Annotated in this window: 25 protein-coding genes; 10 read left to right on the top strand and 15 right to left on the bottom strand. The window is 64.7% G+C overall.

The genetic code is table 11. The features are described from left to right. Positions 1 to 113: 113 nt before the first annotated feature. The 3 genes from LB551_RS07745 to LB551_RS07735 form a co-directional block, all read right to left on the bottom strand. Entirely contained in the window at positions 114 to 1286 is a 1173-nt protein-coding gene (locus LB551_RS07745) for an ABC transporter substrate-binding protein (protein ID WP_224658743.1), read from the bottom strand. A gap of 77 nt (positions 1287 to 1363) precedes the next feature. Beyond that, positions 1364 to 2218 (bottom strand): ABC transporter permease, encoded by an 855-nt coding sequence (locus tag LB551_RS07740; RefSeq protein ID WP_140492076.1) that lies wholly within the window; start codon positions 2216 to 2218, stop codon positions 1364 to 1366. Beyond that, on the bottom strand, positions 2215 to 3048 hold the full coding sequence (locus LB551_RS07735; RefSeq protein WP_224658741.1) for an ABC transporter ATP-binding protein: 834 nt from the start codon (positions 3046 to 3048) through the stop codon (positions 2215 to 2217). The genes LB551_RS07740 and LB551_RS07735 overlap by 4 nt, the downstream gene beginning before the upstream one ends. A 325-nt stretch (positions 3049 to 3373) precedes the next feature. Here LB551_RS07735 and LB551_RS07730 point away from each other — a divergent pair, with 325 nt between their 5' ends. Together LB551_RS07730 and LB551_RS07725 are read left to right on the top strand one after the other, a co-directional pair. Next, positions 3374 to 4318, top strand: coding sequence for a MurR/RpiR family transcriptional regulator (locus LB551_RS07730; protein ID WP_224625410.1), 945 nt, complete (start codon positions 3374 to 3376; stop codon positions 4316 to 4318). 207 nt (positions 4319 to 4525) lie between these two features. Then, positions 4526 to 6316: an NAD(P)/FAD-dependent oxidoreductase gene (locus tag LB551_RS07725; protein WP_224658739.1), complete on the top strand. Its 1791-nt coding sequence runs from the start codon at positions 4526 to 4528 to the stop codon at positions 6314 to 6316. A 36-nt stretch (positions 6317 to 6352) separates the two neighbouring features. Here the strand turns inward: LB551_RS07725 and LB551_RS07720 are convergent, their stop codons facing one another. Then, positions 6353 to 7579 carry an amidohydrolase/deacetylase family metallohydrolase gene (locus tag LB551_RS07720; RefSeq protein ID WP_224658738.1) on the bottom strand — a complete coding sequence of 409 codons (1227 nt, stop codon included), beginning with the start codon at positions 7577 to 7579 and terminating at the stop codon, positions 6353 to 6355. 42 nt (positions 7580 to 7621) lie between these two features. After that, the gene (locus LB551_RS07715) at positions 7622 to 7987 is read right to left on the bottom strand and encodes a RidA family protein (protein ID WP_140550583.1); all 366 of its coding nucleotides are present in this window, start codon (positions 7985 to 7987) and stop codon (positions 7622 to 7624) included. Positions 7988 to 8203: 216 nt separating this feature from the next. On the opposite strand from LB551_RS07715, the gene LB551_RS07710 reads away from it, so the two are divergent. Beyond that, complete coding sequence (locus tag LB551_RS07710) at positions 8204 to 8689, top strand: hypothetical protein (RefSeq protein ID WP_140524553.1); 486 nt, start codon at positions 8204 to 8206, stop codon at positions 8687 to 8689. A 41-nt stretch (positions 8690 to 8730) separates the two neighbouring features. On the opposite strand, the gene LB551_RS07705 is transcribed toward LB551_RS07710, so the two are convergent. After that, positions 8731 to 9159 (bottom strand): Lrp/AsnC family transcriptional regulator, encoded by a 429-nt coding sequence (locus LB551_RS07705; RefSeq protein WP_140492118.1) that lies wholly within the window; start codon positions 9157 to 9159, stop codon positions 8731 to 8733. Positions 9160 to 9285: 126 nt separating this feature from the next. On the opposite strand from LB551_RS07705, the gene LB551_RS07700 reads away from it, so the two are divergent. The 5 genes from LB551_RS07700 to LB551_RS07680 all read left to right on the top strand — a co-directional run bounded on the left by LB551_RS07700 (position 9286) and on the right by LB551_RS07680 (position 13087). After that, the gene (locus LB551_RS07700; protein WP_224658736.1) at positions 9286 to 10389 is read left to right on the top strand and encodes a saccharopine dehydrogenase family protein; all 1104 of its coding nucleotides are present in this window, start codon (positions 9286 to 9288) and stop codon (positions 10387 to 10389) included. A gap of 111 nt (positions 10390 to 10500) precedes the next feature. Continuing rightward, entirely contained in the window at positions 10501 to 10884 is a 384-nt protein-coding gene (locus LB551_RS07695) for a RidA family protein (protein WP_224658735.1), read from the top strand. A 15-nt stretch (positions 10885 to 10899) separates the two neighbouring features. Next, positions 10900 to 11250 carry a VOC family protein gene (locus LB551_RS07690; protein ID WP_224658733.1) on the top strand — a complete coding sequence of 117 codons (351 nt, stop codon included), beginning with the start codon at positions 10900 to 10902 and terminating at the stop codon, positions 11248 to 11250. A 250-nt stretch (positions 11251 to 11500) separates the two neighbouring features. Then, positions 11501 to 12604: a 3-isopropylmalate dehydrogenase gene (gene leuB, locus LB551_RS07685; RefSeq protein ID WP_224658731.1), complete on the top strand. Its 1104-nt coding sequence runs from the start codon at positions 11501 to 11503 to the stop codon at positions 12602 to 12604. Between the two features lie 63 nt (positions 12605 to 12667). Continuing rightward, entirely contained in the window at positions 12668 to 13087 is a 420-nt protein-coding gene (locus LB551_RS07680; protein ID WP_224658730.1) for a GNAT family N-acetyltransferase, read from the top strand. Here LB551_RS07680 and LB551_RS07675 read toward each other — a convergent pair. Both LB551_RS07675 and LB551_RS07670 read right to left on the bottom strand, forming a co-directional pair. Further along, on the bottom strand, positions 13077 to 13748 hold the full coding sequence (locus LB551_RS07675) for a DUF805 domain-containing protein (RefSeq protein ID WP_224658729.1): 672 nt from the start codon (positions 13746 to 13748) through the stop codon (positions 13077 to 13079). The genes LB551_RS07680 and LB551_RS07675 overlap by 11 nt on opposite strands. 265 nt (positions 13749 to 14013) lie before the next feature. Continuing rightward, positions 14014 to 15876, bottom strand: coding sequence for a DEAD/DEAH box helicase (locus tag LB551_RS07670; protein ID WP_224658728.1), 1863 nt, complete (start codon positions 15874 to 15876; stop codon positions 14014 to 14016). Between the two features lie 464 nt (positions 15877 to 16340). Between LB551_RS07670 and LB551_RS07665 the strand changes: the two genes are divergently transcribed. Then, on the top strand, positions 16341 to 17375 hold the full coding sequence (locus LB551_RS07665) for an aspartate-semialdehyde dehydrogenase (protein WP_140550592.1): 1035 nt from the start codon (positions 16341 to 16343) through the stop codon (positions 17373 to 17375). Between the two features lie 179 nt (positions 17376 to 17554). Here the strand turns inward: LB551_RS07665 and LB551_RS07660 are convergent, their stop codons facing one another. Further along, positions 17555 to 17962: an ACT domain-containing protein gene (locus LB551_RS07660; protein ID WP_224658727.1), complete on the bottom strand. Its 408-nt coding sequence runs from the start codon at positions 17960 to 17962 to the stop codon at positions 17555 to 17557. Between the two features lie 275 nt (positions 17963 to 18237). On the opposite strand from LB551_RS07660, the gene LB551_RS07655 reads away from it, so the two are divergent. After that, positions 18238 to 18501, top strand: a complete 264-nt coding sequence (locus tag LB551_RS07655) for a YMGG-like glycine zipper-containing protein (protein ID WP_140639557.1) — start codon at positions 18238 to 18240, stop codon at positions 18499 to 18501. Between the two features lie 83 nt (positions 18502 to 18584). On the opposite strand, the gene rpsP is transcribed toward LB551_RS07655, so the two are convergent. The 6 genes from rpsP to LB551_RS07625 form a co-directional block, all read right to left on the bottom strand. Next, positions 18585 to 18986, bottom strand: a complete 402-nt coding sequence (rpsP, locus tag LB551_RS07650) for a 30S ribosomal protein S16 (protein WP_140492156.1) — start codon at positions 18984 to 18986, stop codon at positions 18585 to 18587. Between the two features lie 57 nt (positions 18987 to 19043). Beyond that, the gene (locus LB551_RS07645; protein WP_140492160.1) at positions 19044 to 19370 is read right to left on the bottom strand and encodes a chorismate mutase; all 327 of its coding nucleotides are present in this window, start codon (positions 19368 to 19370) and stop codon (positions 19044 to 19046) included. Between the two features lie 8 nt (positions 19371 to 19378). Further along, a complete protein-coding gene (ffh, locus tag LB551_RS07640; protein ID WP_224658726.1) occupies positions 19379 to 20980 on the bottom strand; it encodes a signal recognition particle protein in 1602 nt (533 codons plus the stop codon). 289 nt (positions 20981 to 21269) lie between these two features. Continuing rightward, entirely contained in the window at positions 21270 to 22235 is a 966-nt protein-coding gene (locus LB551_RS07635; protein WP_224658724.1) for a CPBP family intramembrane glutamic endopeptidase, read from the bottom strand. Positions 22236 to 22404: 169 nt separating this feature from the next. After that, positions 22405 to 23001, bottom strand: coding sequence for a DUF1236 domain-containing protein (locus LB551_RS07630; protein ID WP_140492169.1), 597 nt, complete (start codon positions 22999 to 23001; stop codon positions 22405 to 22407). Positions 23002 to 23063: 62 nt separating this feature from the next. Continuing rightward, positions 23064 to 24161: a putative zinc-binding metallopeptidase gene (locus LB551_RS07625; protein ID WP_224658722.1), complete on the bottom strand. Its 1098-nt coding sequence runs from the start codon at positions 24159 to 24161 to the stop codon at positions 23064 to 23066. Positions 24162 to 24283: the final 122 nt, after the last annotated feature.

Here is a 24283-nt window from a genome sequence, read left to right as displayed (position 1 = left end):
TTTCTTGAGACGCGGGAGACTGGCGAAGCCATCGACGACAGCGTCTTTCTCCGTCACTATACGGGGAGAAATGCCCGGCAGGGCAACGGCGCCGGCGCAGCCATGCCTTGCCCCTACTTCACCGCCGAATCGAACAGATGCGCCTTGATCTTCTCGACATCGAGCGCGGCAAAGCCCTCCGACAGCTTGACGCCGTCGGCATCGGCCTTGACCTTGGCCTTGTCGAAGTCGTTGGCCGCGGGAATGAGATCGTTGGTGCAGACATCCTCGGCCTTCACCGGATTGGTGATCTGGCCGATCTTGTGGATCTCGTCGAAGAAGCCTTGCCAGCTCGCCATGTCGTGCGAGCCCCAGCCGCCGCGTTTGTCCATGTCGCCGCGGAAGACGTTGATCTGCTGCAGGATCGATGTGGTGCCGAGCTCCGGCCCGAGGTTCTTGGCCAATGTCGGGAACTGCTCGAACACAGCTTCGACCGCCGCGCGCGGGTTCTGGTAGCCGAATTCGAGCCCCATCGCCCAGCCGCGCAGATATTTTTCCAGGAACGCCTTCTTGTCGGGATCTTCCAGATCGGCGGTGCGCACGACGAAAGTGTTGGCGGGTAGCTTCGAGTTCTTCACGCCTAGCCAATATTCGAAGTCGAGGCCCTTGGCGATCCATTCGGCGCGCAGCCCCTCCCACGACAAGGCCGCGTCGCCCTGGCCGCCGGCGAGCGCCGTGCCCCAGGTCGGCCAACCAGCCTCGACATATTTGACCTTCTTGATGTCGACGCCTTGCGCGGCGAGCAGCGGATCAGTGATCGACTGCCAGGCGGCGGAACCGAGCAGGATGGTCTTGCCTTCCAGCTTCTTCAGGTCGTTCGTGCCCTCGCCCTTGCGGAAGGCGATGGAGAACGTGTCGCGCGCGCCCATGTGGAACACCGACTTCAGCTTCATGCCGTTCTGGATGGCGAAGGAGAACACGCCGGGCGAGGGAAAGCCCATATCGGCCTGGCCGACATCGACGAACTTCACCGTCGCCGTGCCGTCCGACGGGCCTGGCTGCATGTCGGTGCTGAGCCCGTCGAAATAGCCTGCCTTCTTGGCTGCCCAGTAGGGATAGTCGTCGAGCACTTCGAGCGTGCCGCGCGGCGAGATCCAGGTGAATTTTTCATAGGCCGCCGCCCTGGCCTTCAAGCCCGATGCACCGAGCGCAGTGGCGGTCACGACGCCGGCCGCGGTCACCTGCAGGAAGGTGCGGCGGGTGATGCCCGTTCTTGTCGCCGTCTGGAATGAGTTTTCGTTAGTCATGGCATTCCCCTTTTGTTGATTGCCCTTTTTATTGATCGATGGCCTGTCGCCCGGCTCCCGGGCGATCATGATCGCGCTCAAGCCTCCCAGCTCGCCCATTTCTTGCCGATCAGGAAGAACAGCACGTAGATCAGGATGCCGAGCGTCGACAGGATCAGCACCACGGCGAAGAATTGCGGCATCTGGATCATCGACGAATAGGTGGTCAGCCGGTTGCCGAGGCCGAAGCCGCCGCCGACCATCTCGGCGCCGACGGCGGTCAGCAGGCCGAAGATGGCGCCGATCATCAGCCCGACCAGGATCATCGGCAGCGCCATCGGCGCGCGGATCTTCCAGAATATCTGCAAGGTGCTGGCGCCATAGGAGCGTGCCAGCGCGATCTTGGCGCTGTCGACGCGGCGAAAGCCGGTGGCGGCGTTGATCATCACCATCGGCCCGGCGGCCAGCGCCACAGCGATGATGCGCGGCGTGTAACCGAAGCCGAAGCGCAGGATCAAAAGCGGCACCAGCGCCAGCATCGGCGTGGTGACGAGCAGCAATATGTAGGGTGCTACGATCTTCTCGGCGAAAGGGAACTGGGTGATGACGGCGGCCAGCACCAGGCCGACGACGGCGCCGATGGCGAAGCCGGAAACCAGCTCGACCAGCGTATAGCCGAGATGCGGCGCGATCAGCGGGAACTCGTCGAACAGCGCGTAGGCGATCGAGCTTGGCGGCGGCATTATGTAGAGCGGCACATGAAACAGGCGCAGCGCCAATTCGATGCCGCCGATGATGATCACGGCGACAGCGATGATCGCCGCCACCTCCTTGCCCGACTTGATGCCGGGGCCGCTGGCGAAGGCCGAGAGATTGGTCAGGCTGACGTCCTGCCCATCGCCGGACTTGGCACCCGATTTGGACTTCGAGAATTCCGGGATGGCGTCGCTCACGGCCTGATCCTCACGATCTCTGCGCCGACGCGTTCCTGCTCCGGCGCCTTCGGCCTGACGCGCTCGCCGACGATGTCCATCTTGATCCGGTTGGTGAGGTCGAAAACCTCTTTCGTCGCCATGATCTCCAGCGAGCGCGGCCGCGCGAACGGCACGCGATATTCCCTGGCGACGCGGCCGGGCCGCGCGCTCAGCACAACCACGTGGTCGGAGAGAAAAATCGCCTCCTCGATCGAGTGGGTGATGAAGACGATGGTGGTCTTGGTGTCGAGCCAGATCTCCTCGACGAGACGGTTCATCTCCTCGCGGGTAAAACTGTCGAGCGCGCCGAACGGCTCGTCCATCAAAAGCACGGAGGGTTTTGGCGCCAGCGCCCGCACGATCGCGGCCCGCTGCTGCATGCCGCCCGAAAGCTCGCGCGGGAACTTGCCGCCGAAACCGTCGAGCCCGACGCGGTGGAGCAGATGCGCGATCCAGGCGCGGTCCGGCTTCTCGCCCTTGATCTCGAAGGGGAAGCGGATGTTGGCGTCAAGATTGCGCCAAGGCAGCAGGTTCGCTTCCTGGAACACGATGCCGATGTCGGGATGCGGGCCGTTGATCTTGACGCCGTCGAGCCGGATCTCGCCGCCGGTCAGGCTGTGCAGGCCCGACATCGACCACAAAAGCGTGGTCTTGCCGCAGCCGGACGGGCCGACGATCGAGACGATTTCATTGACGTGGACGTCGAGGCTGCAGCGGTCCAGCGCCAGGAGGTCGCCGGATGCCGTGTGATAGATCTTGGTCGCTGCCTGCACACCAAGCTTCGGCGCTGTTGCTTCGCCCGCGTTCATCCGCCCCTCGGAGAGTGCGTCCAATCGACTGCCAAAAATCAGTCTGTAACTATCCTACTTTGGTGTCAAGCGAAGAGCGCGACCGTTCCGCCGTTGAGGGCCGTCTATTCCTCTATATATCTGCTTTCATTGTCTTTTGTTTGTCTTGAAATGCGTGTTGCTTTCCTACATACTCGGCAAAAGCGGCGCCGGAAGGCGGATGGCGCAGACCGGTAAAGCCGGCGGCATGCCGCAGCGGCACGCAGCAGTTGCAGCGGGTCACGCGCATGGAACGACAGCGTGCAAGCATGGTAAGAGTCGACAAGGGACCAGGGAAGACCACTTCATGACCGAAGCTGACAGCCGGGAAGGCCTGATGACGGACGGCGAGGCGGACGGGCGCGAGCCTGTCCGGCGCATTCCCGACATCATCTCGCTGGTCAAGGATTCCTATGCCGAGCTGCGTCCGGCCGAGCGCCGCGTCGCCGATGTGGTGCTCGACGACGTCAAATACGCGGTCGATGCCTCCAATGCCGCCCTTGCCCAGCGTGCCGGCGTCAGCGAACCGACGGTAACCCGCTTCTGCCGCGCCATCGGCTGCGAGGGCGTGCGTGATTTCAAGCTGAAGCTGGCGCAGAGCCTGGTCGTCGGCGCGCTTTATCTGGACACCTCGCCGGCCAGGGAGAGCGACACCGGCATGCCGTTCTGGAACGCCGTGTTCGGCGAAGCGCGGCGGGCGCTGCAGGAGGCCGAACGGCAGCTCGACCCGGTCCAGCTGCAGAAGGCCGCCGAACTGATCGCCAAGGCGCGCCAGGTCACCGTGTTCGGACTGGGCGGCAGCTCTTCGGCGCTGGCGCAGGAAACGCAATACCGGCTGTTTCGCTACGGCATATCGATCAGCGCGCAATGCGACCCCTATCTGATGCGCATGACGGCCTCGACCTTGAAACCAGGCGACCTGGTGATCGCCATTTCGGCGACGGGCCGCACGCGTGAGGTGATCGAGGCGGTCGAACTCGCCAAGCACTACCGCGCCAACGCCATCTGCGTGACGGCGCCCGATACCGAGCTCGCCCGCGTCGGCGACGTCAGGCTGACCGTGGCGGTGCCGGAATATCCCGATACGCTGAAGCCGACGGCATCGCGCTTCGCCTTCCTGGCCATGATCGACCTCATGGCGGTGGCTGCCGCCTACAAGCTCGACGGCTCGGCCCGCGAAACGGTGCGCCGCATCAAGTACAACGCCCAGATCCACCGCACCGGCAAGGAGATGGAGCCGCTCGGGGATTGAGGCGCATTTTTTCCTTCTCCCCTTGTGGGAGAAGGTGGATCGGCGCGCAGCGCCGAGACGGTTGAGGGGTGTTCCAGCGGAGTGAGGCGTTGGCATTCCCTGGAGCACCCCTCATCCGACCTCGCTGCGCGAGGCCACCTTCTCCCACAAGGGGAGAAGGACAGGACGGGCGGCGCTGACTTGAGAAGTAAAGAGGGAAAGAGAAAAATGCTCGAAATGGCACCGACGAAACAGGCGGCCGCATGGCTCGCATCCCTGGCGCAAGCGCTCGAAGCCGGCGATGCTCCCGCCGCGGCCAACCTGTTCGTCGACGATTGCTACTGGCGCGATCTCCTGACCTTCACCTGGAATGTCACCACGATGGAAGGCCGCGAGGCGATCGCCGACATGCTGAAGGCGACGCTGGCGACAACCAAGCCCTCCGCATGGCAGCTCACCGGCGAAGCCACCTCGGACGAAGGCATCATCGAGGCCTGGTTCACCTTCGAGACCGCTGTGGCCTCAGGCCAGGGCATCATGCGCCTGCGCGACGGCCGCTGCCGGACATTGTTCACGGCAATGACCGACCTCAAAGGATTCGAGGAGCGCAAGGGCGCGGCGCGGCCGCTCGGCGTGCGCCACAAGGCCGACCCGGAGCGCGAGACCTGGTCGGAGGCGCGGGCGCGCGAGACCCGCGAGCTCGGCGCTTCGGAGCAGCCCTATTGCCTGGTCATCGGCGGCGGCCAGGGCGGCATCATGCTGGGCGCGCGACTCAGGCAGCTCGGCGTGCCCTCGATCGTCATCGAGAAGAATGCCCGGCCGGGCGATTCCTGGCGCAAGCGCTACCGCACCCTCGTGCTGCACGATCCGGTCTGGTACGACCATCTGCCTTACATCCCGTTTCCCGACAATTGGCCGGTCTTCACGCCCAAGGACAAGATGGGCGACTGGCTGGAAATGTACACGCGCGTCATGGAGCTCAACTATTGGGTCGCCACCAGATGCGTCAGCGCCAGCTATGACGAGGTCGAGAAGGTCTGGACCGTGGTCGTGGACCGTGTCGGCCAGCACATCACCCTCAAGCCGAAGCACATCGTCTTCGCCACCGGCGCCTATGGTCCGGCGCGGCCGATCGACCTGCCGGGCGCCGACCGGTTCAAGGGCGAGATGCTGCATTCCAGCCAATATTCCAGCGGCGACAAATTCCGCGGCAAAAAGGTCGCCGTCATCGGCGCGGCGAGCTCCGGGCATGACGTCTGCGTCGATCTCTGGGAAAGCGGCGCCGAGGTCACCATGATCCAGCGTTCGCCGACAACCGTGGTCAAGTCGGACACGCTGATGGAAGTCGGTTTCGAGATCTTTTCGGAGAACGCGCTGGCGCGCGGCATCACCACCGAAAAGGCCGACATGATCGTCGCCTCGACGCCCTTCGCGCTGGTGCCCAAGGGCCAGCGGGCGCTCTACGACATCATCCGCGCACGCGACGCGGCTTTTTACGAGCGGCTTGGCGCCGCCGGGTTCGCCCTCGACTTCGGCGACGACGAGACCGGCCTGCTGATGAAGGCCTACCGAACCGGCTCCGGCTACTACATCGATGTCGGCGCTTCGGACCTGATCATCGACGGCAAGATCGGCATCCGCAGCGGCGTGGCGATCAAGTCGCTCACGCCTGGCGGCATCCTGTTCGAGGACGGCAGCGAGCTTGAAGCCGACGCCATCATCGCCTGCACCGGCTATCAGTCGATGAACGAGACCGTGGCGCAAATCGTCTCGCGCGAGGTCGCCGACAAGGTCGGCCCGTGCTGGGGCCTCGGCTCCGGCGTCAAGGGCGACCCCGGGCCATGGCAGGGCGAATTGCGCAACATGTGGAAACCGACGGCGCAGGAGGCGCTGTGGTTCCACGGCGGCAATCTGGCGCTGTCGCGCTTCTATTCGAAATATGTGGCGCTGCAGATCAAGGCGCGGATGGAGGGAATTGCGACGCCGGTTTACGGGGCGGTCAGCAACGCACAGCGGTGACGTTCTATCTCCCCCACGAGAGGGGAGATTGGCCAATCATCGCCCGAAATGCCTCGCCGCCACCTCGACATGCGTATGCGCGGCATGCGCCTCGAAACGCTCGGTGTCGCCGATATCGTTCACCGTCTCGTTCGGCCACCAGGCGCCGCCGATGGCGATGCCTTCGCAGACCAGCCGCTGATCGGCGACCAGCGAGGCGCCGATCGCGTCGACGAAGGTGAAGCGGCCGGAATGCTGCCGCAGCAGCGCGACGTCGCCGACGGTTCCGACCTTGAGCGTGCCCAGCTCAGGCCGAGCGATCGCCTGCGCCGGCGCTTGCGTGGCGGCGCGCAACACCTCGACCAGCGGCATGCCGAGCGCCAGCAGCTTCGACATGCACACCAATATGTCGAAGGCCGGACCGTCGACGCAGTAGAGATGCACGTCGCTCGAGATGACGTCGGGCGCCAGCCCTTCGGCCAGCATGGCGCGGGCGACCTCGAAGTCGAACGAGCCCATGCCGTGGCCGAGATCGAAGATGACGCCGCGCTCGCGCGCCAGCCGCATGTCGGGCCGCACCGCGCCGGAGGCGAAGACCGGTGCATTGGGAAACGGCCGGAAGCAATGAGTGAGAATGTCGCCGCGGCGCAGGCGCGGCAGCACTTCCGAGCGCCCGGGCGGGGGTTCGTCTATGTGCGCCATCAGCGGCAGACCGGATTTGTCGGCCGCCTCCAGCGCCAGATCGACCGGCGCGATGCCGCTGGCACCGCCGGCATGCTTGCCGGAGCGGACCTTGACGCCGACGACGACGTCGGCGTGCTCGCGCACCGCCGCCACCACCTCGCGCGGTTCGCAGAGCCTGAGATCGCTGCACTCGCCGACCGACACTGTCTGCGAGAAGCCGAAAATGCCAGCGAAGGAGATGTTGACATAGGCCAGGATGCGCACCTTCGAGCGCTCCATGACATGACGGCGAAAGCCGAGGAAATTGCCGGCGCCGGCACTGCCGGCATCGATGAAGGTGGTGGTGCCGCTCTTGGCCGCCAGCCGGTCGGCATCGACGCCGAGCGAGGTGCCGCCCCAATAGACGTGGCTGTGCAGGTCGACGAGGCCCGGCGCGACGATGCGGCCCCTGGCATCGATGACGCGGGCCGCGCGGTCGGCGGGAATGTCGACATCGATGGCGGCGATGCGGCCATCGGCGATGGCGAGATCGCGCGGCGCGTCGAGCCCGGCCGCCGGATCGATCAGCCGCCCGCCCTTGAACAGAAGATCAAATTGCATCGGGCGCGCCTCTCCGCTTCGTTCCATCCTCGTCGACGGCCGTCAGAGCGGCCGATAGGCGACGGCTTCCACTTCGATCTTGATGTCGATCATAAGCCGCGATTCGACCGTGGTGCGGGCCGGCGGGTTCTTCGGGAAATGCCTGGCATAGACGGTGTTGAAGGCACCGAAGTCGCGCGCGTCCTCCAGCCAGACGGTGGTCTTGACGACATCGTCCATGGTGCAGCCGGCCAGCGCCAGCGCCGCCTTGACGTTGGAAAGCACCTGCTCTGTCTGTTCCGCTATGCCGCCCTTGACGACGATGCCGTCGCCGCCGACCGGCACCTGGCCCGAGACATAGACGAAGTCGCCGGCCCGCACCGCGGGTGACAGCGGGACATGCGATGTTCCAAAACATTGTTTGGGCAAGAGCGGACCTCCTCTGATGATATGGCGGGACACTATGGGAGCGCCCGCCTCGGCCGAGATTTACCCCGATCGAGGCGATCCCGATAGAGGCCTTGTTGGAAAGCAACATTCTTGGAAATCCACGTTGCTTTATTACAGAAGCGCTTGCATCGTGCGCTCGCCGGCCGAGCTCCAAGCCATTCGGGCCGGGCGCATTTCCAGAGCAGAGAACCGAGAATGACCTTCGACAAGAATCCGTTTCCATCCGGCGATGCCGACCGCCACGCGCTTTGGGAGATGCTGGTGCGGCGCGACATCGATGCCTTCATCGGCCAGGACTGGTCCATGGTCGAGGACGATTTCGTCGCCGAAAGCTTCTTCGGCATGCACGCGCATTTTCTTGCCAACGCCGACGCCTGGCGGCTGCAATTCCCCAGGCTGGAGATCTACCGCGACGAGTGGCTGCGCCAGGCCAAGGAAACGGCGGCGACCAAATTCGCCGAGCCGCTGCGCGAGGCGCTGTTCCGCGTCACCAACCTGCGCGACATCGATGTCGACGGCGACCGCGCGGTGCTGCACAAGAAATTCGACGGCACCGTCGCCAAGGCGGATGGCGATGTCGACAGGCTGAAATGGCAGACGCTGTATTTCTGCAGGAAGGTCGGCGGCAGCTGGAAGATCGCGGGCTTCGTCGGCTACATGCCCTACCCGCTGGGAGGCTGAGGCGGGCGTATTCCTCCGGATCGCCTGTGGGGCCGAGTGCTTTAGCGGTCGATCCGCGTCGACAGGATGATCGACGACGACGTCCGTTCGACCCCTTCGAGGGCGCCGATCTGGTCGAGCAGCGTGTCCAGGTCCTTGATCGACGGCGCGTCGGCGATGACGATCATGTCGAAATTGCCGCTCACCGAATGCAGCGTCCTGACCGGCGCCAAGGCGCGCAGGCTGCGCACCACCTTGTCGGCGAGCTTGGGCGTCACGGTGAGCAGCACATGCGCCCGCACCAGCCCCTGTTCATAGTCGGGCGCAAGCTTGACGCCGTAGCCGGCTATGATGCCGCGCTGCTCCAGCCGTTCGATGCGGCTCTGCACCGTAGTGCGCGACACGCCGAGCCGGCGCGCCAGAGCGGCGGTCGAGGCGCGGGCGTTCTCGCGCAGCAAGGCAAGCAGGGCTTGGTCGGCATCACTGAGCATTTCAACGAACCTGGTCGGCATATTGATTAGAACTGTACTTCATTTCGCACAATTCCACGCTTCCTTTCGTCCGGCAAGCCGCGATTGTAGCGGGGCAAATCAACTGTCGGGCGAGGGAACCAAATCATGAAGAAAATTGTTGTCGTCGGTGCCGGCAAGATCGGCTCGACCATTGCCGAGATGCTGCTTTCAACCGGGGACTATCACGTCACCCTCGTCGACCGCTCGGCCGCGCAGCTTGCCGCGGCCGAACTGCCTGATGGCGTCAAGACGCTGGAACTCGACATCGCGGCCGCGGGCACGCTGGAAGCTGCGCTCGCCGGAAAATTCGCGGTACTCAGCGCCGCTCCCTTCCATCTGACCACGCGTATCGCCGAAGCCGCCGCAAGCGCCGGCGTGCATTATCTCGACCTCACCGAGGACGTCGTCTCGACCCGGCGCGTAAAGGAACTGGCGCGTTCGGCCGACAGCGCCTTCATCCCGCAATGCGGGCTGGCGCCCGGCTTCATCTCGATCGTCGCCAACGATCTCGCCAGCCGCTTCGACACGCTGGAGAGCGTGCGCATGCGCGTCGGCGCGCTGCCGCAATATCCTTCGAACGCGCTGAACTACAATCTGACCTGGAGCACCGACGGCGTCATCAACGAATATTGCGAGCCCTGCGAGGCGATCGTCGAGGGTGAGCTGGTCGAGGTGCCGCCGCTGGAGGAGCGCGAGGAATTCTCGCTCGACGGGGTAACCTACGAGGCCTTCAACACTTCGGGCGGGCTCGGCACGCTGGCCGAGACGCTGAAGGGCAAGGTGCGCACGCTCAACTACCGCACCATCCGCTATCCCGGCCACGCCGCCATCATGAAGGCGCTGCTCAACGATCTCGGCCTGCGCCATCGCCGCGAGGTGCTGAAGGACATTTTCGAAAGCGCGCTGCCAGCGACGCTGCAGGACGTGGTCATCGTCTTCGTCACCGTCTCGGGCCGCAAGAACGGCCGCCTGCTGCAGGAGACCTACGCAAACAAGATCTATTCGAAGCGGGTCGGTCAGACAGTGCGCAGCGCCATCCAGATCACCACGGCGTCCGGCATCTGCGCCGTGCTCGACATGCTGGCCGACGGCACCTTGCCGGCGACAGGCTTCGTCAAGCAGGAGGACATCGCGCTCGACGCCTTCCTCGCCAACCGCTTCGGCCGCGCTTACGCCCAGCACGAGATGGTCAGCCGGCTGGCGAGCTGAAGCCCAGCGGACGATCAAGGTCATCGGGACAACCGCCAGCTCCGTCTGGCCTATGGCGGCGCGTGGTTTTTGCCCGCAAAGTGGTTGCGAACACCCCTTTGCGAGGATGCCATGCGAAAGCTGATCTCCACCGGTTCGCCCTTCGAGAAGACCGCCGGCTATTCGCGCGCCGTGGTGCAGGGCGACTGGTGTTTCGTGTCCGGAACGACCGGCTATGACTATGCCTCTATGACGATGCCGGAGACGGTCGAGGCCCAGACGCGCAACTGCCTGGCAACCATCGCCAAGGCCTTGCTGGACGGCGGCTTCGACATGGAAGATGTGGTGCGCGCGCACTACTACATAACCGACCAGGCCTTCGTCGACATGGTGTTCCCCATTCTCGGCGAGGCGTTCGGCGAGATCAGGCCGGCGGCGACGATGATCGTGTGCCAGCTCAACAGGCCGGAGATGAAGATCGAAATCGAGGTGACGGCGCTTCGGCGCACAGTCTGAGGAAGGGCCAATGCCATGAAGGTGCGGCGCATCGTGGCCAATATCGAGACGCGGGACATCGCGGCGGCGAAGCGCTTCTATCACGACGTGCTCGGCCTCGATGTGCTCATGGATCAAGGCTGGATCGCCACCTATGGTTCCGGGGAAAGAATGCAGGCGCAGGTCAGCTTCATGGCGCAAGGCGGGTCGGGCACGCCGGTGCCGGACCTGTCGATCGAGGTCGATGATGTCGATGCCGCGCTCGACGCCATGAAGGCAGCCGGCTTCGCCATCGAATACGGGCCGGCCGACGAGCCCTGGGACGTGCGCCGCTTCTATGTGCGCGATCCCTTCGGCCGGCTGGTCAACATTCTCTCGCATCGGTGAATATCTCCAAAGCGCCGAGGCGACGGCAGACCTGGAAATGTTGGCGGGACAGCGCCCCCCTCTGGCCTGCCGGCCATCTCCCCCTCAAGGGGGGAGATTACGCACTTAGCCGCCTTCGCCAATTGTTCCTCCTTGCGTCGCAACCGCTTGGCGTTTAGCAAGGCCGCGGTCGCACAGCGCCGCGCGCCTCCTTGGCGCGCAAAGGGCTCTGTGCAAAATCGAAGCGAAATCTTTCTGGGACGGTTTCTCCATGGCAACGAAGCATCTTTTCCTGCTCCCCGGCGACGGTATCGGCCCCGAGGCCATGGCCGAGGTCAAGAAGCTGATAGCGGCCATGAACGAGAAGCTCGGCAGCGGCTTCGCCACCGACGAGGGGCTGGTCGGCGGCTCAGCCTACGATGCACATGGTGCCGCGATTTCCGATGCCGATATGGAGAAGGCTGTTGCCGCCGACGCCGTGCTGTTCGGGGCCGTCGGCGGTCCGAAATGGGATGCCGTGCCTTACGAGGTTCGCCCCGAGGCCGGCCTGCTGCGCCTGCGCAAGGACATGGAGCTGTTCGCCAATCTCAGGCCCGCGATCTGCTATCCGGCGCTGGCGGCGTCCTCCTCGCTGAAGCAGGAGGTGGTCGAAGGCCTCGACATATTGATCGTGCGCGAACTGACCGGCGGCGTCTATTTCGGCGAGCCCAAGCAGATCATCGATCTCGGCAACGGCCAGAAGCGCGGCATCGACACGCAGGTCTACGACACGTTCGAGATCGAGCGCATTTCGGGCGTCGCCTTCGAATTGGCGCGCACGCGCAAGAACCATGTCACCTCGATGGAAAAGCGCAATGTCATGAAATCCGGCGTGCTGTGGAACGAGGTCGTCACCCAGACCCACAAGGCCCGATATTCCGACGTCAAGCTCGACCACATGCTGGCCGATGCCGGCGGCATGCAACTGGTGCGCTGGCCCAAGCAGTTCGACGTCATCGTCACCGACAATCTGTTCGGCGACATGCTGTCCGACATCGCCGCCATGCTGACCGGCTCGATCGGCATGCTGCCTTCCGCCTCGCTCGGCGCGCCGGATGCCAAGACCAAGAAGCGCAAGGCGCTTTACGAGCCGGTGCACGGTTCGGCGCCCGATATCGCCGGCAAGGGCATCGCCAACCCGATCGCCATGATCGCTTCCTTCGCCATGTGCCTGCGCTATTCCTTCGCTATGGTCGATGAAGCCGACAGGCTGGAAGCGGCAATCGCCGCCGTGCTCGACGACGGGCTGCGCACCAAGGACATTCTCTCCGCTGGCATGACCGAAGTCGGCACGGTCGAGATGGGCGACGCGATCATCGCCAAGTTCCTGGGCTGAGCCCATGACGGTCGACGTCCGCCGGGCGACGACCGACGACGCGACGGCGCTCGCCACCGTGCTGTGCGAAATGGCGGTGCAATACCGGCAACCGCCATTCGACCACGCGCGCCTTGTCGGCGGCACGGAAATGGCTCGCGAGGAAGCCCGGCCTATCCGCATTTCGCGCTGGCCTTCGTCGAGGGCAAGGTCAGCGGCCTGGCGTCGGTGGCGATCGCGCATTCCGGCATCGATCTCGAGTGGCTGTTGTTCCTCAAGGATCTGTTCGTGCGCGACAAAGCTCGCAACGCCGGCGTCGGCCGGGCGCTGATCAGCTTTCTCGCCGGCCATTGCCGACGCGAGGGCATCGGCCGCATCGACCTGACCACCGAGGACTGGAACGAAGGCGCGCTGCGCTTCTACGACGGGCTTGGCGCCGAACGTCATGGCCTGAGGCTATTTCTCAGGCTTTCGGACGAGGCGCTGGGGGCGGTCAACCTCTGACGCCGGTCGGCACGGGCCCCCAAGGGTTTTCGCCCAGCTGAGGCGGCATAAGCCCGAAGACTAGCAGGGCGATGCCACCGATGAGCGGGATGAAGCAGAGCAGGGCAAACCAGCCGCTCAGGCCGGCGTCATGCACACGCCGCACGACGAGCGCAATCCAAGGCAGGATCAGTCCCGAAAGGAAAACCAGGAGGGGTATGAACCCTATGGACCCTATCGGCGCCCTGTCCGCGCTGGTTTCGAAGCCATTGATCGCCAGGTCAACAAGTATCCCGAAGCCGAAAAGCGTGAATATCCCGAGAGTGTAGAATAGCCAGAAGGCCCAGAATTCCTTGCGGCGGGAGCGTCCGTTGAAATTGCTGTAGTCTGCAATCACCGCGCGCCAGAAGTAAGCCCACAGCCCTGTGGGGTAGGCCGGCCGACTTGGGGCAGAACGACTGGTCTGCCGTGGCTGACCGGTACTAGACGGCGGTGCGGCCGAGGCCACCGCGACTATGTTATGCGCAGTGCCGTCGTCCGGCCGGAACTCGACAAGAGCACCCCTGACTAGGATGAGTTCCTGGCTCAGATCGATACGGGAAAAGATATAGCGTTTGCCGTCAATTCCGTCGATGTAACCATAGTCCTGACCTTCGTCATAGTGGAACACCGCCCCGCGCATGCTCTGCCCCCATTGCACATTGCGTCGCGCATACTACTCAAGATTGTATATATTACAATACGCACGCGACGCTACGTTCTGACGCCCGCCGGCACCGCTCCCCCCGGTGATGAAGCCGAAGCCCTGGGCCTCGTGATAGTGAAGAACTTCGCCGCGCATATCCCGATCCCCGAACGCCCCGCCCAGACTGTTCAAAGTTCCGGCGGATCGCAAGGGCGGGCATGAAAATGCGACGGCTGCCTTGGCGCCTTGGCGCCGGAAGATCTCAGCTCGGCCGCTTCTTCGCCTTCTTGTGTTTCGGCGGTCCCGCGTCGTCGAATTTCGGCTTGCCCGGCTTCTTCGCCCAGGGCTTCGCGTCCGATGCGGCGGGGCGCGGGTTGCCAGCCGGCGCGGGCTTCTCGAATTTGCGCTTCGGCGCGTTCGGGTCGAACGGCGCCTTGCCGCGATGCGGTTTCTTGTCGGGGCTTGGTGGCTGGTAGCCGGCGCGCGACAGGTCCGGCGTGCCGTCCAGCCGTTTCACCACGATGTTACCTTGCAGTTTGCGGTCGGGACCGACGGCGGCGAGGAAAAGGTCGGCCCAGTCGGCTGATATCTGCACGAAGGTCTCTTCCGGCTGCATCTTGATGGCGCCGATCTCGCGCTTGGTGATGCTGCCGGTGCGGCACAGCATCGGGATCAGCCAGCGCGGCTCGGCATTCTGCCGGCGCCCGACCGACAGCGAAAACCAGACGCTGGCGCCGAAATCGTCGCGGCGGCTGGGCGCCTCGTCGCGGCGCGCGAAGTTTTCGCCCGCCGGTCTCTCACGCGACGGCGTGAACGGCGCGATTTCCATCAGATCCTCGGGCGCCGAGCGGCTGGAGCGGCACAGCCGCACGAAGGCGGCCGTCACCTGTTCGGCGCCATGCCTGGCGAGAAGCGCGTCGATGAAGGCGCGCTCGTCGTCCTTCACCGGTTCGTCGAAAGCGGGATCGGCAAGGATGCGCTCGTCGTCGCGGCGGATCACGTCGTCGGCGGATGGCGGACTTGCCCATGTCGCGGTCAGCTTGGCGCTCGCCAGCAGCCGTTCGGTGCGCCTGCGCGCGCTGCCCGGCACGATCAGTGCGCTGACGCCCTTGCGCCCGGCGCGTCCGGTGCGGCCGCTTCGGTGCAGCAGCGTTTCCGGGTTGGTCGGCAGGTCGGCATGGATCACCAGTTCGAGATTGGGCAGGTCGATGCCGCGCGCCGCTACGTCGGTGGCGATGCAGACCTTGGCACGGCCATCCCGCATCGCCTGCAAGGCGTGGCTGCGTTCGTTCTGGCTGAGTTCACCCGAGAGCGCGACGACGGAAAAATTGCGGTTGTTGAAGCGTGCTGTGAGATGGTTGACGGCGGCACGGGTGTTGCAGAACACCAGCGCATTCTTCGCTTCGTAGAAACGCAGCACATTGATGATGGCGTTCTCGCGGTCGGCCTGGGCGACGTTCAGCGCCCGGTATTCGATGTCGAGATGCTGCTTTTCCTCGCCGGCGGCCGAGATGCGCACCGCGTCCCGCTGATAGCCCTGGGCGAGGGTTGCGATGGAGCGCGGCACGGTGGCCGAAAACATCAGCGTGCGGCGCTCGGCCGGCGCGGCGTCGAGAATGAATTCCAGGTCCTCGCGGAAACCGAGATCGAGCATCTCGTCGGCTTCGTCCAGCACCACCGCCTTGAGCGCCGACATATCGAGCGAGTTTCGCGTGATGTGGTCGCGCAGCCGGCCGGGGGTGCCGACGACGATATGGGCGCCGCGCTCCAGCGCGCGCCGTTCCGTGCGCATATCCATGCCGCCGACGCAGGAGGCGACCGTGGCGCCGGTCAGCTCGTAGAGCCACTCCAGTTCCCGCGTCACCTGCAGCGCCAGCTCGCGCGTCGGCGCCACCGCCAGCGCCAGCGGGGCCGCGGCATGGGCAAAGCGTTCGGCGCTGCCCAGGAGCGTCGGCGCCATGGCAAGGCCGAAGGCCACCGTCTTGCCCGAACCGGTCTGTGCCGACACCAGCGCGTCGGCCTGACCAAGTTCCAGGACCGCCTTCTGCACCGGTGTCAGTTCGGCATAGCCGCGTTTTTCCAGCGCCTTCGCCAGCGCCGGAACGATACCTTCGAAGTTGGACATCTCGCTCTTTCGGAATTCAGGGTTCTGCGCTCATCATGGAGCACATACAGGGCTGGCGCAGCGCCAGCCAGACGATCTCAGCCGTTCGTACTTGCTGGCGCCGCTCTTGTACAGGGCAAGCGGCTCCGCCTTTCCTTCTCCCGCAAGGAGGGAAGGAAGAAACACCGCTGATTGACTCTTTATCGAAACCGCGTAAAAGCCCGCTTCGAACGGGATCGTTTTTCGATGCGCGGCCTTTTGATGGCTCTTCTTGCATTCGACGCCCCCAGCCTCAATGAGCATCATTGGGCCGGGCATCTCGGCGCGTCCCCCCGTTCCAGCAATATAGCGGCCAAAACCACCACCAAAACGGTGTGATTCCCTTGGCCTGACCACCCTCTCCCGGGTTCGGCCCGGGGGACGGAACCCGCACCTGGCCGGCGGGTTTTCTCCAACAACCAAGCGGAGAGGGATAGGAGATCTTTATGAGTTTCAAGGTTGCGGTAGTTGGCGCCACGGGCAATGTGGGCCGCGAAATGCTCAACATACTGGAAGAGCGCGGTTTTCCGGTCAGCGAAGTGGTGGCGCTTGCCTCGCGGCGCAGTCAGGGCACGGAAGTGTCGTTCGGCGACCGCACGCTGAAGGTCCGGGCGCTCGACACCTACGACTTTTCCGACACCGACATCTGCATCATGTCGGCCGGCGGCAATGTCTCGAAGGAATGGTCGCCCAAGATCGGCAAGCAGGGCTGCGTCGTCATCGACAATTCCTCGGCCTTCCGCTACGACGCCGACGTGCCGCTGATCGTGCCGGAAGTGAACCCGGACGCGATCTCCCTGTTCACCCGCAAGAACATCATCGCCAACCCGAACTGCTCGACGGCGCAGCTTGTCGTGGCGCTGAAGCCGCTGCATGACGCGGCCACCATCAAGCGCATCGTCGTGGCCACCTATCAGTCGGTGTCGGGCGCCGGCAAGGAAGGCATGGACGAGCTGTTCACGCAGACCCGCGCCGTGTTCGTCGCCGACCAGGTCGACGTCAAGAAGTTCACCAAGCGCATCGCCTTCAACGTGATCCCGCATATAGACGTCTTCCTCGACGACGGCTTCACCAAGGAAGAGTGGAAGATGGTCGCCGAGACCAAGAAGATGCTTGATCCCAAGATCAAGCTGACGGCGACCTGCGTGCGCGTGCCGGTCTTCATCGGCCATTCGGAAGCGGTCAACATCGAGTTCGAAAAGCCGATCACCGCCGACGAGGCGCGGGACATCCTGCGCGAGGCGCCGGGCTGCCAGGTCTTGGACAAGCGCGAGGACGGCGGCTACATCACGCCGCTGGAATCGGCTGGCGAGGACGCCACCTTCATCTCGCGAATCCGCGAGGATTCGACCATCGACAACGGCCTGTCGATGTGGATCGTTTCCGACAATCTGCGCAAGGGCGCCGCCCTCAACGCGGTGCAGATCGCCGAGCTGCTGGTCGAGCGCGGCCTGATCCAGCCGAAGAAGAAGGCGGCATAGTTCTCGCTCACGGGCCGCACCGCCGCTATCGCGGCTGGCCCTCCGCGCGGGCGCCGGACGACCGGCGGCCTGCGGTCGCAGGCTCGGCCTTTGGCCGTAGCTTCCTTCTCCTCGTCCCTATACGGGGAGAAGGTTCCGGCAGGCGCATGAAGGGTAGCGCAGGCGCCTCATGCGATAGGTCACTCCCGGTTCTTTTCCGCCAACCCCACCAATATCGCCATCGCCTCTTCCGCCCGGTCGGCCGGCACGAACAGATGGTCGTGATAGAAGGCGGAGACGGGATTGACGCCCATGCCCGCGGCAGCAAGGCGCGCGGTGATGGCGGCGAGGAAGCCGACGGCTTCCAGCGACGAATGGATGTTCAGCGTTATCATGCGGCAGCGGAAAGCGGCTTCCAGCCCGGCTGCCTGCGCCTCGTCTTCGAGCAGGATCAATGTCGTGCCTTCGCGTTCGCGAAACAACATGACCGCTTCGAGCCCTTCCGGAACCGATACGCCCGCCGGCAGCGTGGCGAAGACATGGATGCCGGCAATCAATTCCGGCGTCATCGACGCCAGCAATGCCTTCAGATCTGTCTCTCCGGCCATGTCGCCTGCTCTTCTCTGACGGGCCACGCCCGCCGGCTCTTCATATACGCGACCCAAGCGCGCCGATAGCCGCGCCGGCGCGCTGCACGGACGAATCGGCGAGAGAACTGCGCTACGGCGTGAGAACATCAACGATTTCAAATGCTTGCCGGAGATCGGTATGGCCTTGGTAGGCACGGCGAAGCGCCGGCCTTCAATGTCTAGGGATCAAATTGGCCGTCTGGGAGTTAAGACATGGCGGCGAGGACGGCGATCCCCGTGAGAGAGGAACGACTATGAAGAAAATCATGACCATTCTGGTGCTGACGGCAGCGCTTGGCGCCTGCTCGCAGACGGAAAAAGGCGCGGCTGTCGGCGGCCTGGGCGGAGCGGCGGTCGGTGCGGCGGTGGCGGGCGATCCCGTCCAGGGCGCCGTGGTTGGCGGCGCGGTCGGCGCCGTGGCCGGCGCTTTGATCGGGCGGGCCAGCGAACCGGGCCGCTGCCGTTATCGCGATAGCCGCGGCCGTGTCTATATCGATCGCTGCCCGAGCGGGTATTGAGAGGCGCCATCCGCCCAATGAATTCGAAATAGCAAACGGCGGGCCCTTAGCCCGCCGTTTCGAAAACGCCGATCGATGATCGATTACTCGGCCGTGGCGGGCTCCGCCTCGGCCGGTGCGGCCGCGGCCGCCGCGACGGCGGCAGCGGCGTCGTCCTGCGCCTTCTTCAGAAGCGCGGCGCGCTCCTGCGCTTTCTTGCCGGGCTCGGCCTTCTTCGGGTTGGACCGGGCGTCGCGCTTGGCGAGGCCGGCCTCGTCGAGGAAGCGCAGCACGCGGTCGGTCGGCTGGGCGCCGTGCGACAGCCAGTGCTTGACGCGCTCGGCGTCAACCTTGACGCGCTCGCCGTCCTTCGGCAGCAGGGGGTTCCACGAGCCGAGCGACTCGATGAAACGGCCGTCGCGCGGCGAGCGCGCGTCGGCGACGACGACGTGGTAGTAAGGACGCTTCTTCGAGCCCGCGCGGGCCAGTCTGATCTTCAGTGCCATTTCTTATCTCCTAAAAGCTCTGATTTCGTTGATAGGGTTGCGGCTAAATCTTTGTCTTCAGCCGGTTTTCGTCACGCCGTTGGCAGCGGCGATCTGTTCGTGGTGACGGATCACTTCGCGGACGACGAAATTGAGGAATTTCTCCGCGAAATCCGGGTCGAGATGCGCATCATCCGCCAGCTGACGAAGCCGGGCGATCTGCTGCTGTTCGCGCGCCGGGTCGGCCGGCGGCAAGCCGTGCTCGGCCTTCAGCAGGCCGACCGCCTTGGTGCAGCGGAAGCGCTCGGCCAGCATGTGGATGAGGGCGGCATCGATGTTGTCGATCGAAGCACGGTAGCCTGCCAGGATGGTGCGGGCGTCCGCCATGTCCTTTTCCTCGTTCATCCGTATTCTCACTTCTTCTTGCCAAGGCCCGGCAGTCCGCCTCCGCCGAGACCGGGAAGCCCCGGAAGTTTCATGCCGCCGGGCAGGCCTGGCAGGCCGCCGCCGGGGAGGCCGCCGGGTAGGCCGCCGGGTAGGCCCTTCATGCCGCCGAGGCCGGCGGCCTGCGCCTGCTTCTGCAAGGCTTCAAGCTGCTTGGGATCCATCTTGGAGAGGTCGGGCATGCCGCCCATGCCACCGGGCATCATGCCGCCGAGGCCCATCTTGGAGGCGAGTCCGCCCATCATGCCGCGCATCAGGCCGCCGCCTTTGCCCTTGCCGCCCATCGCCTTCATCATGTCGGCCATGCCGCGATGCATCTTCAACAGCTTGTTGATCTCGGCGGCATCGGTGCCGGAGCCGGCGGCGATGCGCTTCTTGCGCGAATGTTTGAGAATATCGGGGTTGGCGCGCTCGGCCTTGGTCATCGAGGAGATGATGGCGAGCTGGCGGCCGAACATCTTGTCGTCGAGCCCGGCGGCGGCCATCTGGTCCTTCATCTTGCCCATGCCGGGCATCATGCCCATGATGCCGCCCATGCCGCCCATTTTCGACATCTGCTGAAGCTGCTGGGCGAGGTCGTTCAGGTCGAACTTGCCCGACTGCATCTTCTTGGCCATCGCCGCCGCCTGCTCGGCGTCGATGTTCTCGGCGGCTTTTTCGACAAGCGAAACGATGTCGCCCATGCCGAGAATGCGGTCGGCGATGCGCTTGGGGTGGAACTCCTCCAGCCCGTCCATCTTCTCGCCGGTGCCGATCAGCTTGATCGGCTTGCCGGTGACGGCGCGCATCGACAGCGCGGCGCCGCCACGGCCGTCGCCGTCCATGCGGGTCAGCACCAGTCCGGTGATACCGACGCGCTCGTCGAAACTCTTGGCCAGGTTGACGGCGTCCTGGCCGGTCAAGGAGTCGGCGACCAGCAGAATCTCGTGCGGGCTCGACACCTTCTTGATGTCGGCCATCTCGAGCATCAGCGGCTCGTCGATATGGGTGCGGCCGGCAGTGTCGAGGATGACCACGTCGTGGCCGCCGAGCCTGGCCGCCTGCACGGCGCGCTTGGCGATATCGACGGGGTTCTGGCCGGCAACGACGGGCAGCGTCGCTACCTTGACCTGCTCGCCGAGCTGGCGCAACTGCTCCTGCGCGGCGGGGCGCCGCGTGTCGAGCGAGGCCATCAGGACCTTCTTGTTCTGACGCTCGGTGAGCCGCTTGGCGATCTTGGCCGAGGTCGTGGTCTTGCCGGAACCCTGCAGGCCGACCATCATGACGACGACAGGCGCCGGCGCGTTGAGGTCTACGGCGACGCCTTCGGCGCCGAGCATGTCGACCAGTTCGTCATGCACGATCTTGACGACCATCTGGCCGGGCTTGATCGACTTCAGCACCGCCGCACCGACCGCCTTCTCGCGCACCTTGTCGGTGAAGGAGCGCACCACTTCCAGCGCCACGTCGGCCTCGAGCAGCGCACGGCGCACCTCGCGCAGCGCCGCCGAGACATCCGCCTCCGACAGCGCGCCGCGGCCAGTCAGGCCGTTCAGGATGGAGCCAAGGCGCTCCTGAAGTGATTCAAACATTCTGTTTCCTTTTCCCTGGCAACCGGATGGTGCCCGAGAAGTAATGCGTTCGCGCTAAGTGTCCAAGTCTCGTGGCAAGCAAAAGCCAAAACCAAAAAGCACCCGGGGGCGCACAGCGCTGCCGGGTGTTGGCCTCCAGGATCTGTTTACAGCAGTTGGCCTCAAAGAGGCTTCGGCGTCCTGGTCGGCTTGCTCGGAGGGATACTCGTCGCGGAATTCGGGGCTGTAGACAGGAAAACGGCCGCGGAGTCAAGACAAGGACCGTTCCGCCGGTCTCCCCGCGCAGCAATCAGGTCGCCTTCGTTCCGTCTGCAGGTTCGGCCGAGACCCTCAGTGGCGAGCGCGGATGTAAGAGCAGCAGTATCGTCAGCAGGCTGCAGGCGATGCCGATCATGGCGATGAGGACCGCATCCGACGTCGCCCAGCCCGGCCCTTCGAGAGGTCTGGCGGTAAACAGGGCGAAGGAATTGTAGCTCTCCTGATGCGAGATCAGCAGGAAGCCGGTCAGATTGTTGCCGAGATGGGCACCGAGGGCGGCGCCGAGATTGCCAGTGGCATAGACCACCAGCGTCAAAAGCAGCGCGAAGGCGGCGATCGAGGCCAGTACGGAGGCGTTGATAGCCGCCGAGGAGCTCGGGCTCCAGTGGAGCGAGGTGAACAGCAGGCCCGGCAGCAGCGCCCAGATCAACGGGCTCTTGAAGCGGTACGCCAGACCGCGCAGCAGGTAGCCGCGGAACAGCACCTCTTCCGACGACGTCTGCAGAAAAGTGAGCACCAGGATCGGGATCAGGAACAGCAGCCAGGACGACAGGGCAATCGAGCCGCGCGCGATCTCGGGCTGCATCAGGTAGAGCAGGACCTCGGACACGAGCGAGGTGACCAACACCGCGATCAGTCCCTTGGCGAAGCCCGAGCGCGAAATGCGACGGCTGTTGCCGAGGAGCGCCGACAGCTTCTCGCCATGCACCCAGCGCATGGCGATCCAGAGGCCGATCCAGATGCCGGCAAAGGACGCGAGCGCGGTGAGAATGCCGACAGGCGACGCAAGGAAGCCCTGCATGCCGCCGGCTGGCGCAGCCGCGCCTTGCGCTGTCCGCCAAGCGAAAAAGGCGTAGGTGCCGCCCAGCAGCACGACCACCGTCGTCGCGGCCCAGAACAGGACGACGATCCCGGTCCCGAGAAGCAGGCGCGGCAGGGTCGTCTTTTCGTTGGCTGTGTTTCGATAATGCTCGAAGGCGGCAGGATCCGATATCACGCTCTCTCGCAAGCTGGTGCTTCGCGTCGCATGATCTATGGGATCGGACGGTTCTGCGCAATCATTCCCGTTCGGTACGCCCCGCCAGCCATCGGTGCATTCGCCCCGCCCTCGCCTGCCTACCGGCAGGCGAAAGGCATGCTCCGATGATTACCCCGCGCTATCCGCCTCAACGCACCACATACACGATGCGCCGCGTTTGCGGGTCGATCAGCGCCGGCTGGCCGTTCACATAGACGTAGCGGTAGTCGTAATCGGGGATCTCGCGCAACTCGACGCTCTCGGGCAATACGGCCCCGGTGACCACCTCGCCCTCAAGATAGACAGGGTCGACGCGATGGGTATCGACATAAGTCCTGACTTCGGCGGGAGGCTGCGGGATGGCGTCCTCGACCGGCTCGCCGGCGATGATCGAGCCGGTGTAATCGGTGGAATAGCCCTCGGGCGGCGACACGACGGCGACGCTGGAGCCGAGCGGACGACGCGTCAACACGACCCGGTTGCCGCCGAAATCAGCCGTCACATAGTCCGAATAGACCCAGCCCTGGCCACCGGCTTCGGCGATGGTGCACCACTTGCTGTTTTCGATACAGCCATTGAGCGTCGCGGACTGGCCGGCGGCGAGCACACCGATGACAGGATATTGCGGGCCTGGGCCGGCGCGGACGTTGAGATCGGTGATTGCAGAGACGGGGGTGTCGGCCATGGCGGCCCCCGAGAAGAGCGCGAGCATTCCGGCAACCGCGGGAAACAATACGGATTTCATGGTTTCTCTCCGTTTCATGGTCCCTCGGCAGCGAAAACGGGAGAGCGGCGCATGCGTTCCAGCTAAAATCTTGAAGCCAACTCACGATTTGTTCCCGTTTCTTGCGGCAGGCCGGTCAGAAGGTCGTGAACGAAGGCCAGTTTGCGCGCGGCGACATCCGAGATGACGAAGGGGTAGAGGTCGGGCAGACCCATGCAGCGATTGATGGAATTGGAGGCTTCCGACAGCACCAGCCAGCGCGACAGAATCCTTTCGAACGGCTCGGGAGCGGGTGTCGGCTCGGACGGCGCTGGTTGCAGCATGCCCCCGGTGTCGCCCTGGGGCAATTCGTTGGCTTCCACCGTCTCCAGCTGGCCGAGCGGGAAGTTCAGCGCATGGACCATTTCCAGCGTGTCGGTGATGTGCAGGTGGTGGGCCCAGCTTTCGGCCCAATCCTCCCAGGGATGGGAGGTGGCATAGGGCGAGATGTGCCGTTGCTGCCAGTCGGGTGGGGCACCATTGGCATAGTGGTTCTTCAATGCCTGCTCGTAGCCGGTGCGCTCGTCGCCGAACAACGCGCGGAAGGCGTCAAGCCTTTGCGGATTGTCGCGGATCAGCCGGTCCCAGTAGTAGTGGCCGAGCTCGTGGCGGAAATGGCCGAGCAAGGTGCGATAGTTCTCGCCCATCTCAACACGCCGCCTTTCGCGCTCGGCGGAGTCGGCTTCGGCGACGTTGAGGGTGATCAGGCCATTGTCGTGACCGGTCAGGATGCGCTCGCCGCCCGGGCCGCCGCCGATCGGATCGGCAAGGAAGTCGAAGGCAAGGCCGGCCTCGTCGGCGGGGTTCTGCTTGGGCGTCACCGGCAGTCCGAAGGCCAGCAGCGAATAGACCGCGCGCTTCTTCGCCGCCTCGACGCGTATCCAGCGGCGGCGGTTGCCATCGACGGAGAGGTCCGGGATCAGCTGGTTGAGCGCGCAGGCGCGGCAGAAGGGCTGTCCCGCCTCGGCCATCCAGTTGCAGGCGCATTCGTCGGCGTTGGCGCATGGGGAGCCGCCCTCGGCACCGGACAGGGCAAAGCGGGCGCGCTGCGGATCGTAGAGCACGGCACTGGAGCAGTTCAGGCACCGGGCGTTCTCGAAATAGAGACGATGGCCGCAATGAGGACAGTCGAAGAGTTTCATCTCGGTCTCGGACCACGGAACAGGGGGAGGCGCGTCGTGCAAAACGCCGGCCGACAAACGTCGTTCCCCCTGTGACGTCATTGAGCAACATGACGCAAGGATCGTCAGGCCATGGGTGGTTC

Origin of the sequence: Mesorhizobium sp. BR1-1-2, from assembly GCF_020165435.1 — a bacterium.
Lineage (GTDB): Bacteria > Pseudomonadota > Alphaproteobacteria > Rhizobiales > Rhizobiaceae > Mesorhizobium.
Note: the sequence above shows the minus strand (reverse complement) of the source record. Positions and strands in the feature narration are given on the sequence as shown.

Coding starts and splice junctions, on each gene's coding strand:
- LB551_RS07745 (WP_224658743.1), bottom strand. CDS start 1,286: ATGACTAACGAAAACTCATTCCAGACGGCGACAAGAACGGGCATCACC.
- ffh (WP_224658726.1), bottom strand. CDS start 20,980: ATGTTTGAATCACTTCAGGAGCGCCTTGGCTCCATCCTGAACGGCCTG.
- LB551_RS07695 (WP_224658735.1), top strand. CDS start 10,501: ATGCGAAAGCTGATCTCCACCGGTTCGCCCTTCGAGAAGACCGCCGGC.
- LB551_RS07675 (WP_224658729.1), bottom strand. CDS start 13,748: ATGCGCGGGGCGGTGTTCCACTATGACGAAGGTCAGGACTATGGTTAC.
- LB551_RS07625 (WP_224658722.1), bottom strand. CDS start 24,161: ATGAAACTCTTCGACTGTCCTCATTGCGGCCATCGTCTCTATTTCGAG.
- LB551_RS07735 (WP_224658741.1), bottom strand. CDS start 3,048: ATGAACGCGGGCGAAGCAACAGCGCCGAAGCTTGGTGTGCAGGCAGCG.
- rpsP (WP_140492156.1), bottom strand. CDS start 18,986: ATGGCACTGAAGATCAGACTGGCCCGCGCGGGCTCGAAGAAGCGTCCT.
- LB551_RS07660 (WP_224658727.1), bottom strand. CDS start 17,962: ATGGCCGGAGAGACAGATCTGAAGGCATTGCTGGCGTCGATGACGCCG.
- LB551_RS07690 (WP_224658733.1), top strand. CDS start 10,900: ATGAAGGTGCGGCGCATCGTGGCCAATATCGAGACGCGGGACATCGCG.
- LB551_RS07725 (WP_224658739.1), top strand. CDS start 4,526: ATGCTCGAAATGGCACCGACGAAACAGGCGGCCGCATGGCTCGCATCC.
- leuB (WP_224658731.1), top strand. CDS start 11,501: ATGGCAACGAAGCATCTTTTCCTGCTCCCCGGCGACGGTATCGGCCCC.
- LB551_RS07670 (WP_224658728.1), bottom strand. CDS start 15,876: ATGTCCAACTTCGAAGGTATCGTTCCGGCGCTGGCGAAGGCGCTGGAA.
- LB551_RS07700 (WP_224658736.1), top strand. CDS start 9,286: ATGAAGAAAATTGTTGTCGTCGGTGCCGGCAAGATCGGCTCGACCATT.
- LB551_RS07730 (WP_224625410.1), top strand. CDS start 3,374: ATGACCGAAGCTGACAGCCGGGAAGGCCTGATGACGGACGGCGAGGCG.
- LB551_RS07705 (WP_140492118.1), bottom strand. CDS start 9,159: ATGCTCAGTGATGCCGACCAAGCCCTGCTTGCCTTGCTGCGCGAGAAC.
- LB551_RS07720 (WP_224658738.1), bottom strand. CDS start 7,579: ATGCAATTTGATCTTCTGTTCAAGGGCGGGCGGCTGATCGATCCGGCG.
- LB551_RS07710 (WP_140524553.1), top strand. CDS start 8,204: ATGACCTTCGACAAGAATCCGTTTCCATCCGGCGATGCCGACCGCCAC.
- LB551_RS07630 (WP_140492169.1), bottom strand. CDS start 23,001: ATGAAATCCGTATTGTTTCCCGCGGTTGCCGGAATGCTCGCGCTCTTC.
- LB551_RS07655 (WP_140639557.1), top strand. CDS start 18,238: ATGAAGAAAATCATGACCATTCTGGTGCTGACGGCAGCGCTTGGCGCC.
- LB551_RS07665 (WP_140550592.1), top strand. CDS start 16,341: ATGAGTTTCAAGGTTGCGGTAGTTGGCGCCACGGGCAATGTGGGCCGC.
- LB551_RS07645 (WP_140492160.1), bottom strand. CDS start 19,370: ATGAACGAGGAAAAGGACATGGCGGACGCCCGCACCATCCTGGCAGGC.